The sequence below is a fragment of the Pseudoalteromonas sp. T1lg23B genome, from assembly GCF_002964665.1.
Taxonomy (GTDB): domain Bacteria; phylum Pseudomonadota; class Gammaproteobacteria; order Enterobacterales; family Alteromonadaceae; genus Pseudoalteromonas.
In genome coordinates, this window is the sequence record NZ_PQBZ01000034.1 from 1064720 (window position 1) to 1080303 (window position 15584).

The 15584-nt window shown below is 42.8% G+C and carries 10 protein-coding genes; 4 read left to right on the plus strand and 6 right to left on the minus strand.

What is annotated here, in order from left to right; translation table 11 throughout:
* The first annotated feature begins 8 nt into the window (after positions 1-8).
* From barA to C2M32_RS13315, 4 genes are all read left to right on the plus strand, one after another.
* Entirely contained in the window at positions 9-2762 is a 2754-nt protein-coding gene (gene barA, locus C2M32_RS13300) for a two-component sensor histidine kinase BarA (RefSeq protein WP_105168842.1), read from the plus strand.
* 327 nt (positions 2763-3089) lie between these two features.
* A complete protein-coding gene (locus tag C2M32_RS13305; protein ID WP_234401294.1) occupies positions 3090-4292 on the plus strand; it encodes a sensor domain-containing diguanylate cyclase in 1203 nt (400 codons plus the stop codon).
* Positions 4289-6295: a TonB-dependent receptor plug domain-containing protein gene (locus C2M32_RS13310; protein ID WP_105168844.1), complete on the plus strand. Its 2007-nt coding sequence runs from the start codon at positions 4289-4291 to the stop codon at positions 6293-6295. The genes C2M32_RS13305 and C2M32_RS13310 overlap by 4 nt, the downstream gene beginning before the upstream one ends.
* A complete protein-coding gene (locus C2M32_RS13315; RefSeq protein WP_105168845.1) occupies positions 6292-6798 on the plus strand; it encodes a YfiR family protein in 507 nt (168 codons plus the stop codon). Before C2M32_RS13310 ends, C2M32_RS13315 begins: the two co-directional genes overlap by 4 nt.
* A gap of 64 nt (positions 6799-6862) precedes the next feature.
* Here C2M32_RS13315 and ppiD read toward each other — a convergent pair whose 3' ends face one another.
* The 6 genes from ppiD to tig form a co-directional block, all read right to left on the minus strand.
* The gene (gene ppiD / locus C2M32_RS13320) at positions 6863-8773 is read right to left on the minus strand and encodes a peptidylprolyl isomerase (RefSeq protein ID WP_105168846.1); all 1911 of its coding nucleotides are present in this window, start codon (positions 8771-8773) and stop codon (positions 6863-6865) included.
* A gap of 169 nt (positions 8774-8942) precedes the next feature.
* Complete coding sequence (gene hupB / locus C2M32_RS13325) at positions 8943-9215, minus strand: nucleoid-associated protein HU-beta (protein ID WP_010371157.1); 273 nt, start codon at positions 9213-9215, stop codon at positions 8943-8945.
* Between the two features lie 202 nt (positions 9216-9417).
* The gene (gene lon / locus C2M32_RS13330) at positions 9418-11787 is read right to left on the minus strand and encodes an endopeptidase La (protein ID WP_105168847.1); all 2370 of its coding nucleotides are present in this window, start codon (positions 11785-11787) and stop codon (positions 9418-9420) included.
* A 122-nt stretch (positions 11788-11909) separates the two neighbouring features.
* A complete protein-coding gene (clpX, locus tag C2M32_RS13335; RefSeq protein WP_105168848.1) occupies positions 11910-13193 on the minus strand; it encodes an ATP-dependent protease ATP-binding subunit ClpX in 1284 nt (427 codons plus the stop codon).
* 125 nt (positions 13194-13318) lie between these two features.
* Positions 13319-13936 carry an ATP-dependent Clp endopeptidase proteolytic subunit ClpP gene (gene clpP, locus C2M32_RS13340; protein WP_105168849.1) on the minus strand — a complete coding sequence of 206 codons (618 nt, stop codon included), beginning with the start codon at positions 13934-13936 and terminating at the stop codon, positions 13319-13321.
* Between the two features lie 150 nt (positions 13937-14086).
* Positions 14087-15391 carry a trigger factor gene (gene tig / locus C2M32_RS13345; protein WP_105168850.1) on the minus strand — a complete coding sequence of 435 codons (1305 nt, stop codon included), beginning with the start codon at positions 15389-15391 and terminating at the stop codon, positions 14087-14089.
* Positions 15392-15584: the final 193 nt, after the last annotated feature.

Here is a 15584-nt window from a genome sequence, read left to right on the forward strand (position 1 = left end):
TGCCCAACATGACCAAACTTAGTCTTCGTGACAGCATTCTTGCATTAACTATAATTCCCACAGTGCTGATAGGCTTAATACTTGGTGGATATTTTACAGTAAATCGCTATGTTGAGCTTGAAGAAATTCTCTATCAGCAAGGTAGTAGTATTTCTGAGCCCTTGGCAATAGCAGCAGAACAGGCCGTGCTCAAACATGATAGAGCCGCATTACACCAAATTATCAGTACCGCACACAACAAGCATTCTCCTTTGATAAAAAGTATTGCGTTATTTGACCAAGATAATCAGCTGCTATTAACCAGCAACTATCACTCAAAATTTGAGCAATTGTATTTTTTCGGTGACGTTTCTCAGTTACACAAAACAGAGTTAGTGAAACTCAATGACTCTTTCGTGTTCTTTACACCCATCAAACATTTTTCGAAACAGTCGGATCGCTGGCATACTACACATCCAAAAACACTGGCGATTCTGGCAATCGAAGTAAGCCAAAATCAGGCCTTGATATCCCAACAAAAGGCGCTGATTTGGAGTAGCAGTATCATTTTGTTTGCGCTGTTCCTTGCTGCATTTTTGTCATTGCGGATCAGCAAAATGTTCACCCAACCTTTGTCAGCACTGCTGCTCGCCACTGACAAGCTGGTAGAAGGTAAACGAGACATTGATATTGAACATGAGATGATAGGTGAGTTTGAGCTATTGCGTCAGGGTCTCAACACCATTAATGAGAAAATGATCAGTCAGCGTGACGAAATGCAAAAGCATATCGACCAAGCCACTAGTGATTATAAAGAAACGCTTGAACAGTACGAAACACAAAATATTCAGTTAAACATAGCCAAACGAGAAGCTCAGGACGCTAACCGCGTAAAATCAGACTTTCTTGCCAAGATGAGTCATGAGTTGAGAACACCACTAAACGGGGTGATTGGCTTTACCCGTCAACTATACAAAACACCGTTGAATAAACACCAAAAAGATTATTTGGATACCATCGAGTTATCAGCAAATAGTCTTTTGACAATTATCAGTGATATTTTGGACTTCTCGAAGCTCGAAGCTGGCGCTATGGACTTGGAAAGCATTCAATTTCAGTTACGTGATGCCGTCAATGAAGTAATGACCTTGCTAGCCCCTAGCGCGCATGAAAAAAATCTCGAGTTATCCATAGCGATTAACCGCCAAGTGCCTGACAACCTAGTTGGCGACCCCACTCGTTTTAAGCAAGTACTCATAAACCTTGTCAGCAACGCGATTAAATTTACCGAAAAAGGGTCTGTGAAGATTGATGTCTCATACCGCTTACTTGATGACTCTCATGCATCATTACTTGTATCTGTAAGCGACACGGGTGTTGGTATTGCTATGGACAAACAAGATGCCTTGTTTACCCCGTTCGCACAAGCGGACTCCAGCATTACCCGCAAGTTCGGTGGTACGGGTCTTGGTTTGATCATCACCAAACATATCGTTGAAGCGATGAAGGGTAGGATCACGCTCAACTCAGCCCCAGGAAATGGCACTTGCTTTACCTTTAACGCAATTTTTGAACTGCCCAATCGGATTTACAACGACGATTTGCCTAATAGCTCTCTAGCCAATAAGCGGATTCTCTATTTTGAGCCACAAAGCCATACCCATGCTGCGGTGGTCTCTCAACTGGAAGAGTGGGATATGCAAATCACTTCATGCGAAGATGAGCAGTCATTTCTTGCAGCATTGGAGAAAGAGTTCAGTTTCGATATCTGTCTCATTGGCAATATGGCCAGTGTTGAACATATGCAACTGGTGAAGAGCTACATTGCTAAGGCCCGTGGCGCTGCCGATTATCTTTACTTGATGCTCAATACTATCTCACATAACATGCGAGAGTCACTGATTGGCAGTGGCGCAGATGCCTGCTTGAGTAAACCTCTAAACCACCGTAAATTATGTGAAGTACTGGCAGCACCGTATCGACTTGACCACCCAAGTATCGCCATTGAAGAAAGTGATACACAGATACTCCCCATGAAAGTACTCATTGCTGATGACAATGATGCCAACCTAAAACTGCTATCAACACTACTTGAAGAACAGGTGGAATTAATAGATACCGCTCATAATGGCGCTCAAGCAGTTGGATTATGTAAGACACATAAATATGACCTGATCTTTATGGATATACAAATGCCAATCATGGATGGTATCACCGCCTGCAAAACAATTTTAGAATCTTCATTAAATGAAGATACACCCATTATCGCGGTAACAGCCCACGCGCTATCTGGAGAAAAAGAACAACTATTAAAAGATGGCTTTAAAGGTTATCTAACTAAGCCTATTGATGAAGATATGTTACGACAGACGATAAGCGACTACAGCTCTAGCGCTCCAGTTAGTAAACAAAAGAGTAAAGTGGTCAATGAACATAGCGTTGCACCTTTTGAAAGCCCATTATTGGATTGGCAACTCGCTTTACAACATGCTGGCGGAAAGCCTGATCTGGCACTAGAGATGTTAAACATGTTGTTAGATGGTTTAAGCCCTTTACTGGAAACAATTGAAACGGCTTATGAACAGCAGGATACTCAAACACTACTAAGTGCGATTCACAAGTTCCATGGAGCGTGCTGCTACACCGGAGTGCCCAAACTCAAGAGCCTAGCAGAGGTATTGGAAACCGCGTTAAAGCAATCTCAACCTATTGTTCAATTTGAGCCTGAGTTACTCGAGTTGATTGATGAATTATCTAACCTTCGTCGTGACGCTCAAGCCTAGTAAGTACATGGCAAGTCGTCCTTGCAGTTGCGCTATGACAGAGGCAACTGCAACACCTTAACACTACAACCTTGCTCGCCAGCACGCATTTCATCTCTACCCTTTACCCTCTCCCATTATTGTTAATCCCTTCCCTATCAATTAATAAAAATTCAATAAATTATCAGTAAATCACAGGGATTTTACTGCCATTTAAAGATCTCTAATCTATATTTGTTAAGACAATACAAAGATTTGTTTTGTGAGGTACGATTGAGCGAACAATTTCCTACCATGTCTCTTGTTAGAAGGTTAACTCAACTTAACATGTCAGTAATGGCAGCGAGCATGGTTTTGGTATTCACCTTAACAACGATATTACTGTGGTTTGTCGTAAGAGATCGTCACGCCGAAACCGCACAAGTGAACCTTGCCCAACTCGCTCATAATATCGTGCCCATGCTAGTATTTAGCGACATAGACACCGCGCAGCGTGAATTAGCCCTTGTAGGCGCGCAAAAAGACGTACTTTTTATCGCGCTACGTAACACCAGCCAAGATGTTTTCAGCGAATACAGTGCACCCAGTTTTATCCCGCCCCCTGAGATTTATCAACACAATGCAGAGCAGCCGTATATAGTATATTCAGGCGTAAAAATGATGCTTTATCACCCAGTTTCTTTCAAAGGACAAGTGGAAGGCGACCTAATCATGGTGATAGACCTTACCAACATGCTGTATTGGTTTATTAGACTCATTTTAATGTTGGCAGTACTCATTAGCGTTTTGTTTACCATATCAGCCTTGCTACTATCTCAGGTGCAAAGAAGCGCGTTAAGACCGTTGTTATCACTCTCTGAATTGGCTCAAAAAGTATCAAGAGAACATGACTTTCAACTACGTGCAAAGGTGGTCCGTAACGATGAAATTGGTATTCTAACCCGAAGCTTTAATGAGCTGCTCAAACGCGTGGATATTTCCCAAGCTGAGTTGCGTCAACAACTCGAGCAGGAGCAATTGCAAGGGCTACAGCTCAAACAAATGGTCAAAACTGACCCTCTGACTAACCTGCCTAATCGGTTGGCTCTCAATACGATGCTCAAAGAAATTACCACAGAGTCGAGCGGCTCAGCTCCCTTAAGCTGCTTAATGTTTATTGATTTAGATAATTTTAAATTTGTTAATGACAATTTCGGTCATGACGCAGGCGATGACACCCTGATAGAAGTAGGAAAACGGATCAGTGCCATCATACGCAGCAATGATCTGTTATGTCGACTTGGCGGCGACGAATTTGCACTACTGCTTCCTAACATTGAATCTACCGACAATGCCGAGCGCTTGGCAGGGCGTATCGTCAGCAGTATAAATAGACCAATCGTCATAAAAGACACGATTATGCCCATAGGGATCAGTATTGGGCTCGCCTACACTCCGCTAGATACCTGCTCACCGATGGAGTTGCTGAACTGCGCCGATGATGCAATGTATGCGGCCAAACGAGCTGGCAAAAATAATTTTCAGGTATACAACAAGAAGGCTTCAGCATGAATAAGGCATTGCTAGCTCTGCTACTGTTCTGGTTTTCCGCTGCTACAGCACAAACCGCTGGCACACTAGCTGATAACAGCAACAAACCTGAGAATGACGCTGGTAAAGAGGTATTACCTGAGCTTGAAGATTTACTAAACCAACAATTACACCAGTTGCCAGCCAATACTGAAATCTCCGCAGCGTCTCGCGTTACCCGCTCAAGTAGCGATAGTATGGCGGTCACTCATGTAATTAACGATAAAGATATAAAGCAGTTTAACTTGCGCTCACTCGCCGACATTCTCGCTCAATTCGTGGGCATTACGACCCGCGAAGACTCCGCTTTTACTTATATTGGTGCCAGAGGGATTGGTCGCCCTGGTGATTTTAACTCTCGGTTTCTCTTTATGTTGGATGGCACGCGTATTAATGAAAGCTTGCTTGATGCAGGACTCGTTGGACATGAATTTTTTGTGGATGTCGAACTAATTGAGCGCGTAGAGTACACACCAGGCGCTTCAGCCGCGCTATACGGTAATAATGCCTTGCTTGGTGTTATTAACATTGTCACTAAAACATCTTCCAAATTACGAGGTATCAACACCTCGGTATCTGTGGCTAACAACAAAGCCAAGCACGCTAGAATAACCGGTGGAATACGGGCAGACTCGGGCTCAGATAGCTGGCTTTCTTTGAGTCAAACCAAGTTAGACAACATTCAATATCCGCTTATCAATATTCCACCGCATTTAGCAAAATGGCAGCACTTAAATGAGGAGAAAAGTACGCGGCTAATGCTGAACCATCAAAATGGAGGCTTTAAAATCCAAGCTGCAGGGTCGAAGCGTGAACGACAATATCCTGACTTATTTGCGTTTGACCCTAATGTCCGCCCTCTTAATGCAGAAGTAGATAATGAATCATACTTACTGAGTGTCAGCTTTGATGATCGAATATCTGATGATATTGAGCTGTATTTACATGCTTCCACACATGGTAATGACTTTACGCGTCGACTTCCCGTTGTTCTAGAAAGCGGCGCTCTGTTATATGAGCAGCGCCTTAACTCAGGACGCTGGAGCAATTTAGACAGCCGTCTAATTTTTCTCGGTTTAGCGGATCACGAGTTGATGTTCGGTTTTGATTATCAACGAGATCATAGAAAAAAATTCATGGCACAGTACATTATTCCCGAGCCCACGGAGCTCAATTTCCTCGCAGATGAATCTCGATATGGTGTGTATGTACAAGACTTATGGCGCTGGAGCGATAAGTTACAATTACAATGGGCACTGCGCTATGATGATTCAGATTCGAGCACACCACGTTGGTCTCCGAGCTATACGTTAAAATACAATTGGACACCTCAGCATAAGCTATTGCTACGCCATAGTCGGGCATTTAGAGTTGCCAACTTCTTAGAACATTTTACCAATACATCGTTTGACTTGCCCATACCAGAAAACGAATCCACTCACTACAACGAAGCCAGTCTTGTACAAAATTGGTCTCCATCATTGTCCACATTTATCACCGCATATCAGGCAAAAATAGAGAACTTAATTAGTCAGGCTATTTTAACCCCTATATACGTCAATACCATTCCGCTAAAAAGTCAGGGATTAGAGCTAGGCTTTGATAAGCGCTGGGCTAACGGGGTTTCTTTGGTTGCAAGTGCAGCCTTTCAGCACTCTGAGTTTAGCGGCGGCATCAAAGTGGCAAACTCTCCCGAATTTATAGGTCAACTTAGGTTTAGCGCACCTATTGGATCACCTGACATACTTTTTAGCATTAACTCTCATGTAGTAAGTGAGCGGAGGGTACTTTTTCAAACACTGCCGAGCTTTGCTAGCCATGATGTCAGTATTAGCTGGCAGCCTTTTAATAATATGTCGCTCGCGCTTGGGATACGTAATATCACAGATAAAAAAATTACCGAGATTCTTGATGACAGCTTAATCCCTTATGTGCAACAACGTCGGCAAGCTCATTTGTCCATAAATTGGAGTTGGGGACAATGATAAAAGCCTGCTTATTTTTACTCTTGCTTTTGTCTGTGCTACCGAGTCATGGACAAAACCTCAGTGAGAACGAACTCAAAGCAGCTTTCTTGTATCGCTTTAGTCAATTTAGTAAGTGGCCGCCTCCACCGCCTCATTCGTTACAATTTTGCGTGGTTGGCAATCATGAATTGTTCAAAGCTGTCTCAGCACTACTGTATGCTCAAAACTTGCAACAAACTAGCTCTGTTCTAGAGATGCCAAGTAGTGAGCAAGTAAAGCAGTGTGATGTGCTATTTTTGAGTCAACAAAATCGCCAGCAAACTAAATATTGGCTCAGCCAGATAGAACAATCTCCTATCTTAGTTGTTGCTGACACCAGTGAAGGGTTTCGTCAAGGCGCTATGATTGGTTTGATTGCCGATGCAAACAACTTGAGTTTTAGAGTTAATCTGACGGATGCCAAACGTCGAGGACTAACCTTTAGCGCCCACCTATTAAAGCTGGCCTCTGAAGTTAGATAAGGGCTTTGTAGAAGAGCAAATAAAAAGGCGCCAACCGGCGCCTTTTTCATGACTATTTAATAGATTAATTTTCTTCTGCTACGTTGATTTTAGGACGTTTTACTTCAGCTTGCGCTTCTAGTGCGTCCACTAATGCATTGTAGTTCTGATTCATTTGAGCCATCGTAACGCTTTGCTTTTGCTGAGCGTCAATATCATCACTCAATTCTGGCGTTGTCACAGCGTTCAGTTTCAGCAAGGCCGCATCACCATTATTTAACTCAACCATTGCGAACTGAGGTTGACCTTCCGCTGGGTGCGGTAGTTGGAATGCTTTACTAACGATCGCTGGCGCAAGGCTATATGACTGACGACTTAGCGCTTTATCAGATTGCACCTCTAACTCTTCACTGGAAGCTATTTCTTCAAGTGATGTGCCCTCTTGCAACTGCGCAAATAAAGTTTGTGCGTGTTCTTTGATTAATGAAGATGCTTTTTCATTTACCAGTCTAGTTTTTATCTGAGCACTGACTTCCTCAAGCGGTTTAGCCGCTGCAGCCTGATAATCTTTTACTCGAACGACTACGATATGTTCACTGCCTACTTCTAGCACTTCCGAATTTACACGGTCTTCTAACAATTCTGGTGTAAAAATAGCGCTGCTTACAGCTGGAGAATTCAAAGGCTCTGGCAACATGTTACGCGCAAGCAACTCGGTTGCTTTCAATTCAACACCCGCAGCAATTGCCGCATCTTGAAGACTATCAGCAACTTCAAACGCAAGCTCAGCAACTTCGGTTTGCTTCTGGTAGAACGCATCAATTTTTTCAGCTCGCTCAAGCTCAGCACGCAATTCTTCCTTCACATCTTCAAAAGGTTTAACTTGTTCGCGCTGAATATCAGTTAATTTGATCACATGCAAACCAAATTCTGATGCAACCACATCTGTGATATCCCCTACATTTTCAAGTGCAAACGCAGCAGCTTCAAACTCAGGATCCATCATTTCACGCTCAATCCAGTCCAAATCACCGCCCAATTCTGCACTGACGATATCATCAGACTTTTCTTGTGCAAGCTCTGCGAAGTCAGCTCCACCTTTTAACTCGTCAAGTATCGCCTGCGCTCGTTGCTGCACTTGTGCATCATCAACACTGCCTTCTACTAGAATGTGTGATACTCGGCGCTTCTCTGGCGCAGTGTACTGATTTTTACTTTCTTCATAATGAGCCAATACGTCTTGCTCAGAAATCTCTTTCGCTGGAGCGATGTCACTTGCTTTCAATTCTAAGTATTGAACGGCAACACGCTCAGGAGACTGGAATTGGCTCTGATTAAGTTGGTAATAATCTTTTATTTCTTGCTCAGAAACTTCAACCTTGTCAGCAAGCTTGCCTTTGTTTAACAGGAGGTAATCCAAGTCACGTGTTTGCTGCTGTAAAGCAATAGCGTTTTTCAGTTCAGACGGCAGCATAAAGTCAGTCCCTGCTACGGCAGTTACTAACTGATTTCTTGTCATTTCCTCACGTAAGTATTCACGGAAAGTATCCGGCTGAAAATTCATCTGACGAATAAGTTGTAAGTAACGGTCATTGCTAAATTGACCACCAAGTTGAAAATACGACATTTCTAAAATGGCATTTTTAACTTGCTCATCGCTGACGCGAAGGCCTAACTCTAGTGCTAGTTGGTTTTGTAATTCTTGTTGTATCAATCTGTCTACCACACCTTCGCGAATACGTGCCATATACGCTGGGTCAGCTGAGATTTGTGTGAAATACTCGCCAAATTGTTGTTCAAGTCTTGCTCTTTCATTTTGATAGGCGCGAGCAAATTCAGTTTGACTAATTTTTGTGCCATTGACCTCTGCTACAGGTTGCTCTGTGGTTTGACCTAGGTAACCACCAATCCCTGCTAACGCAAAAGACAAGATGACTAGGCCAAGTATAATTTTGGCTGCTGGGCCTTGAGACCCTTCTCTGATCTTTTCAAGCATTTGTTCTTCTCTTATCTAAGCCAAAGCACATGCTGCGCTTTGAAGTTAATCGCTAATGTAAAAAAAGCGTATCTTATCAGATACGCTTTTTTTCTTGAAGCTGTTCACGGCTTTTACAATTTAAAAGTTGTGAAGCAACGTAAAGCCGCGTTTGCAATCCCGAAGTGGATTAGTTAACAGCGTCTTTTAATGCTTTACCCGCTTTAAAAGATGGGATGTTAGCTGCAGCAATCTGAATTGTCTCGCCAGTTTGTGGGTTACGGCCTGAACGTGCAGCACGCTCACGTACTGAAAATGTACCAAAGCCAACAAGTGCTACTGAATCACCGTCTTTTAGGGCGCCAGTTACTGACTCGATGAATGAATCTAGAGCACGACCAGCAGCCGCTTTAGAAATATCAGCATCAGCTGCGATTTGATCGATTAATTGAGATTTATTCACAATATCATCCTCTTACATTGTTATTATCAAAAATGGTCTGACTATATAAAAGAATACCACTTTTGCTGTTAATTTAGAGACATCACAGCGACTCTCTAATTCGGAAATCTTTATCAAGCCTAGGCTACATAAGGGCTAGGCTTGAAACCAGTGCTTAAGTTAACATACCTTTTCAATTTGAAAAGCCCTTTCATGCACTTTTTTAGACTTTTTCTTCAATTTTGTCGCTTTGTACGGCAAAACTCTCAATTGGATTGGCTAAGGCTAATGATAATACCTCATCAATCCAAGTAACTGGGTGAATATCCAACCCTTCTAGTACGTTCTGTGGAATCTCTTTTAGGTCCCTTTCATTAATTTTTGGGATCACTACAGTTTTAATACCACCGCGATGCGCTGCCAGAAGCTTTTCTTTCAATCCGCCGATCGGTAACACTTCACCTCTTAAAGTAATTTCACCGGTCATAGCCACATCTGAACGAACAGGATTGCCTGTTAGACTCGAAACTAACGCCGTCACCATCGCGATACCTGCACTTGGACCGTCTTTTGGCGTAGCGCCCTCTGGTACGTGTACATGGATATCTCGTTTTTCGTAAAAGTCGCTATTAATGCGCAGCTTTTCAGCACGGTTGCGAACCACTGTCATCGCAGCCTGTATCGACTCTTGCATTACATCACCAAGCGAGCCGGTATGCGTCAACTTACCCTTTCCTGGCACCGCTGCACATTCAATGGTAAGTAAGTCGCCACCGACTTCGGTCCATGCTAGACCCGTTACTTGACCAATACGATCACCATCTTCAGCTTTACCGTAATCAAAGCGTTGTACACCAAGGAATGACTCTAGATTGTCTTGATTGATAACAACCTGCTTAATACCTTTATCTAACAGGATGTTCTTTACAGCTTTGCGGCACAATTTAGAAATTTCACGTTCTAGGTTACGCACCCCTGCCTCGCGAGTGTAATAGCGAATAATACCAATGATGGCACTATCTTCAATCACAACTTCCTCTTCTTTCAAACCGTTACGCTTGATTTGTTTAGGGATAAGGTGCTGTTTGGAAATATTTAGCTTTTCGTCTTCTGTGTATCCAGACAGGCGTATTACTTCCATACGATCAAGCAGTGGACCTGGAATGTTGAAGCTATTAGAGGTCGCTACAAACATGACATCCGATAAGTCATAGTCCACTTCTAGATAGTGATCAGCAAAAGTACTGTTTTGCTCTGGGTCCAGAACCTCTAGTAAAGCCGATGCAGGGTCTCCACGCATATCTGATGACATTTTATCAATCTCATCTAGCAAGAATAGTGGGTTTTTCACACCCACCTTGCTCATACTTTGGATCAGCTTACCCGGCATTGAGCCGATATAAGTACGTCTATGACCACGAATTTCAGCCTCATCACGCACACCACCCAGCGCCATACGAACATATTTACGGCCAGTGGAACGTGCGATTGATTGACCCAAGCTTGTTTTACCGACCCCTGGAGGTCCAACGAGACAAAGGATCGGTCCTTTAAGTTTATTAGTACGCTGTTGGACAGCTAGATACTCAATGATTCTATCTTTAACTTTTTCTAGGCCGTAGTGGTCTGCATCCAGTATTTTTTGCGCACCTGCTAAGTCTTTTTTCACTTTAGAGCGTTTCTTCCATGGCACACCTATCATCGTATCAATATACGAGCGAACCACGGTAGCTTCTGCTGACATAGGCGACATCATTTTCAACTTGTTAAGTTCTGAAAGTGCTTTTTCTTCAGCTTCTTTAGGCATGTGTGCTTCGCCGATGCGCTTTTTCAACGCTTCAAATTCATCTGGCACATCATCTAATTCACCGAGTTCCTTTTGAATAGCTTTCATCTGCTCGTTTAAATAGTACTCACGCTGTGATTTTTCCATTTGCTTCTTCACACGCGAGCGGATCTTCTTCTCGACTTGTAGCAAGTCTATTTCGCCTTCCATTAGCGCCATTAAGTACTCTAAACGCTCAGTGACACTGCTGAGTTCCAACACTTTTTGCTTTTCAGGCACTTTGATAGGCATGTGTGCGGCCATGGTATCAGCAAGACGTGAGGCCTCATCAATACCAGATACTGACGTTAACACTTCAGGTGGGATTTTTTTATTCAGCTTTACATAGCCTTCAAACTGACTCACCGCGCTGCGAATAAATATATCTTGTTCTTGTTCTTCAATATCTTGCGATTCAAGGAATTGTGCCTGCGCTAAGAAATAATCGTCAGTTACTAGAAACTCTTCAATTTTTGCACGTTGAGTGCCCTCGACGAGTACTTTAACTGTGCCATCAGGCAGCTTGAGCAACTGTAATACCGTTGCAATTGTGCCTACATCGTATATTTCATCAGCTTTAGGGTCATCAATCGTTGCGTCTTTTTGCGCAACTAAAAAGATTTGCTTGTCATTTTCCATCGCCGCTTCTAGGCACTTTATCGATTTTTCTCGACCTACAAAAAGCGGGATCACCATGTGTGGGTACACGACTACATCGCGCAGTGCCAACACAGGAATTTCAACTCGATCCGTTCTCTCAAGCGTCATTTTATTCTCTTCACACTTCGTTAATTTTTATTTATATCGGTCTATATGGGGATAGTGATTAAAAAGTTCAACTCGTTGATAAAAAAAGGAGCCATTGGCTCCTTTTTACACTATTCACAAGCTTACTCAGATACAGCTTTGTCCTGAGGGCTATTTTCGTAAATTAGAATAGGATCAGATTCGCCTTTAATTACAGTCTCATCCACAACCACTTTACTGACGTTATCAATAGAGGGTAGCTCGTACATCGTATCAAGCAACACTCCTTCAACAATTGAACGAAGACCGCGCGCACCAGTTTTCCGCTCCATCGCTTTGTGTGCGATAGCTTTTAAGGCATCTTCGCGGAACTCTAATTCAACGTCTTCCATCTTAAACAACGCTGCAAATTGCTTCGTCAACGCATTCTTTGGCTCATTTAAGATTTGGATCAACGCATCTTCGTCAAGTTCAGTTAACGTTGCAACCACAGGTAAACGGCCAATAAACTCAGGGATCAAACCGTATTTTACTAAGTCCTCTGGCTCTACATCTTTGAACGTTTCGCTCAAAGAACGTGAAGCATCTGACGACTTAACATTTGCTCCAAAGCCAATACCGGTATTTTTATGGCTGCGTTGCTCGATAACTTTATCTAAACCAGCAAACGCTCCACCGCAAATGAACAAGATTTTTGACGTATCAACCTGCAAAAATTCCTGCTGAGGATGTTTACGACCCCCCTGTGGTGGCACCGAAGCAACTGTACCTTCAATCAATTTAAGCAAAGCTTGCTGTACGCCTTCACCAGATACATCTCGCGTGATGGAAGGGTTATCTGATTTACGAGAAATCTTGTCAATTTCATCAATGTAGACAATACCGCGCTGCGCTTTTTCTACATCGTAATCACATTTTTGCAGAAGTTTTTGAATGATATTTTCAACATCTTCGCCAACATAGCCCGCTTCAGTCAAGGTCGTCGCATCGGCCATAGTAAATGGCACATCAAGTAATCTTGCTAGTGTTTCAGCAAGTAGTGTTTTACCACTACCTGTAGGACCAATTAACAAAATATTACTCTTGCTTAGCTCAACATCATTTTTTGAGCCTTGGCTACGTAGTCTTTTGTAATGATTGTATACCGCTACAGACAACACTTTTTTAGCATGTTCCTGGCCGATAACATAATCATCCAAATGATTTCTAATCTCTTTCGGAACAGGAAGTTTGTCACCCGTATCATGTCTGGGTGCAATGTCCTTGATCTCTTCCCTAATGATGTCGTTACACAGTTCGACGCATTCATCGCAAATATATACCGAAGGACCGGCAATTAACTTGCGTACTTCGTGCTGGCTCTTACCACAAAAAGAGCAGTACAAGAGCTTATTGCTTTTGTCGCCGTCTGTTGGAGTATCTGACATTCAGCTACCTCTTATTTTCGTTGTTACCTAACAATGCGGTAACCATATACATGATTTTAACTATACCAAATAAAGTTCACTTTAGCATAGTTGCAGGATGAGGTTTCTTGCCTCACCTGTAAGATTTACTTGATTTCTCGACGCGTATGAACAGCATCTACTAGCCCGTACTCAACCGCATCCTGAGCACTCATGAAGTTATCTCTATCGGTATCGCGTGAAACGATGTCAAACGGCTGACCGGTGTGCTCTGCCATTAAGCGATTGAGCTTTTCTTTAATTGATAGGATCTCTTTAGCATGAATTTCGAAATCTGATGCCTGCCCTTGGAAACCACCTAAAGGCTGATGGATCATCACTCTTGAATTAGGTAGACAATAACGCTTACCCTTGGCACCACCAGACAACAAAAATGCGCCCATACTAGCAGCTTGACCTACACACACTGTGCTCACGTCTGGCTTGATAAAGTTCATCGTATCATAGATAGACATACCAGCTGTTACCGAACCGCCTGGAGAGTTAATGTAAAGGAAGATATCTTTTTCAGGGCTTTCAGACTCTAAAAACAGCAACTGTGCAACAATCAAGTTTGCCATGTGATCTTCAACTTGACCCGTCAAAAAGATAATACGCTCTTTTAGAAGACGCGAATAAATATCGAAAGAGCGCTCACCCTTAGCCGTTTGCTCAACAACCATAGGGACTAATGCATTTAGGGGATCAATCATACCGTCATTCATATTTTTATTCCTTAATCCGCAGCTTGTTTTCAGCACTGCGTTTAGTTGGTATTTTGTGCCTACAAATAAAAATGGCTCGGATAGACTACAAACCAGTGTAGAACATCTCGAGCCATTAAATCGTTAGCTTAGCTTTAAGTCAATGACTTATTAAGCACCTTGCTGCGGATTCATGATTTCGTCAAATGCTTTAGTAACGTCAGAAACGTTTGCAGCAGCTAAAATAGCTTCAACCGCTTGCTCTTCCATCGCTACGTTACGCATTTGCTGCATCATTTGTTCGTTGCTCTTGTAATAAGCTACAACTTCACTTGGATCTTCATAAGCAGACGCTACGGTTTCGATTAGCTCGTCAACTTTCGCTTCATCAACTTTAATGTCGTTTGCTTTGATCACTTCACCAAGTAGTAGACCCGTCTTAACACGTGTTACCGCTTGCTCGTGGAACAATTCAGCAGGAAGCTCAGGCATGTTTTGCGCGTTGCCACCAAAACGTTGTGCAGCTTGCTGACGCAATGCATTGATTTCTTGATCGATTAACGCTTTAGGAACATCAGTTTCGTTATGCTCTAAAAGGCCTTTGATCGCTTGGTCTTTAACGTTCGCTTTAACTGCTTGAGTAAGCTCACGTGTCATGTTCTTTTTAACTTCTTCTTTTAGACCTTCAACGCCACCTTCAGCAACACCAAACTTAGTTGCGAACTCGTCGTTTAGCTCAGGAAGTTCTTGAACTTCAACTTTCTTCACTGTGATAGTGAATTGCGCTGGCTTACCTTTTAGGTTCTCTGCGTGGTATTCTTCAGGGAAAGTAACATCTGCAACTACTTCTTCGCCTACTTTTTTGCCTACGATACCCTCTTCAAAACCTGGGATCATACGGCCTTGGCCTAGCTCAAGAGGGAAGTCTTCTGCTTTACCGCCTTCAAATTCTTCACCGTCAACAGTACCAACGAAATCGATAGTAACTCTGTCTTTTTCACCTGCAGCTGCATCACTTTCTACCCAAGTAGCGTGTTGCTTACGAAGCGTTTCAAGCATGTTTGCTAAATCTTCATCAGTTACTTCTACAACTGGTTTTTCAACAGTGATTTTATCAAGGTCTTTTAATTCAACTTCTGGATATACTTCAAAAGTTGCATCGAATTCTAAGTCTTTACCTGCTTCTAAAGATTTTGGTGCAAAAGAAGGCGCACCTGCAGGGTTAATTTTCTCAGCTACAATCGCTTCAATGTAATTACGTTGCATTAGCTCGCCCGCTACTTCTTGACGAACAGCAGCACCGAAACGCTTTGCGATAACAGACACTGGAACTTTACCAACACGGAAACCATCTATACGCTGAGTTCTAGACAGTTGTTGTAAGCGTTTTTTAACTTCAGTCTCAACGTTCTCTGCAGGAACGGTGATAGTCAGACGGCGCTCAAGGCCTTGAGTCGTCTCAACAGAAACTTGCATGATTTACCTCAATCTTCAATTTTGGCGACAACGCGCCTTCCTTACAAACAAGTTGCACATCATGCCGTAATCAGCCTATCAACGGAAGTCCGTTTTGAGCACTAATTGCATGTGTTGTTCTTGTTGCCTGCCCTTCATGGGCGCTATGTTAAACAATAGACGCGGCATTATAACCTATAAAACCGTTTAGTCG

Excerpts from the sequence above, each read along its gene's own strand:
- C2M32_RS13310 (WP_105168844.1), top strand. The coding sequence starts at position 4,289 with ATGAATAAGGCATTGCTAGCTCTGCTACTGTTCTGGTTTTCCGCTGCT.
- C2M32_RS13315 (WP_105168845.1), top strand. The coding sequence starts at position 6,292 with ATGATAAAAGCCTGCTTATTTTTACTCTTGCTTTTGTCTGTGCTACCG.
- clpX (WP_105168848.1), bottom strand. The coding sequence starts at position 13,193 with ATGTCAGATACTCCAACAGACGGCGACAAAAGCAATAAGCTCTTGTAC.
- tig (WP_105168850.1), bottom strand. The coding sequence starts at position 15,391 with ATGCAAGTTTCTGTTGAGACGACTCAAGGCCTTGAGCGCCGTCTGACT.
- clpP (WP_105168849.1), bottom strand. The coding sequence starts at position 13,936 with ATGAATGACGGTATGATTGATCCCCTAAATGCATTAGTCCCTATGGTT.
- lon (WP_105168847.1), bottom strand. The coding sequence starts at position 11,787 with ATGACGCTTGAGAGAACGGATCGAGTTGAAATTCCTGTGTTGGCACTG.
- ppiD (WP_105168846.1), bottom strand. The coding sequence starts at position 8,773 with ATGCTTGAAAAGATCAGAGAAGGGTCTCAAGGCCCAGCAGCCAAAATT.
- barA (WP_105168842.1), top strand. The coding sequence starts at position 9 with ATGACCAAACTTAGTCTTCGTGACAGCATTCTTGCATTAACTATAATT.
- C2M32_RS13305 (WP_234401294.1), top strand. The coding sequence starts at position 3,090 with ATGGTTTTGGTATTCACCTTAACAACGATATTACTGTGGTTTGTCGTA.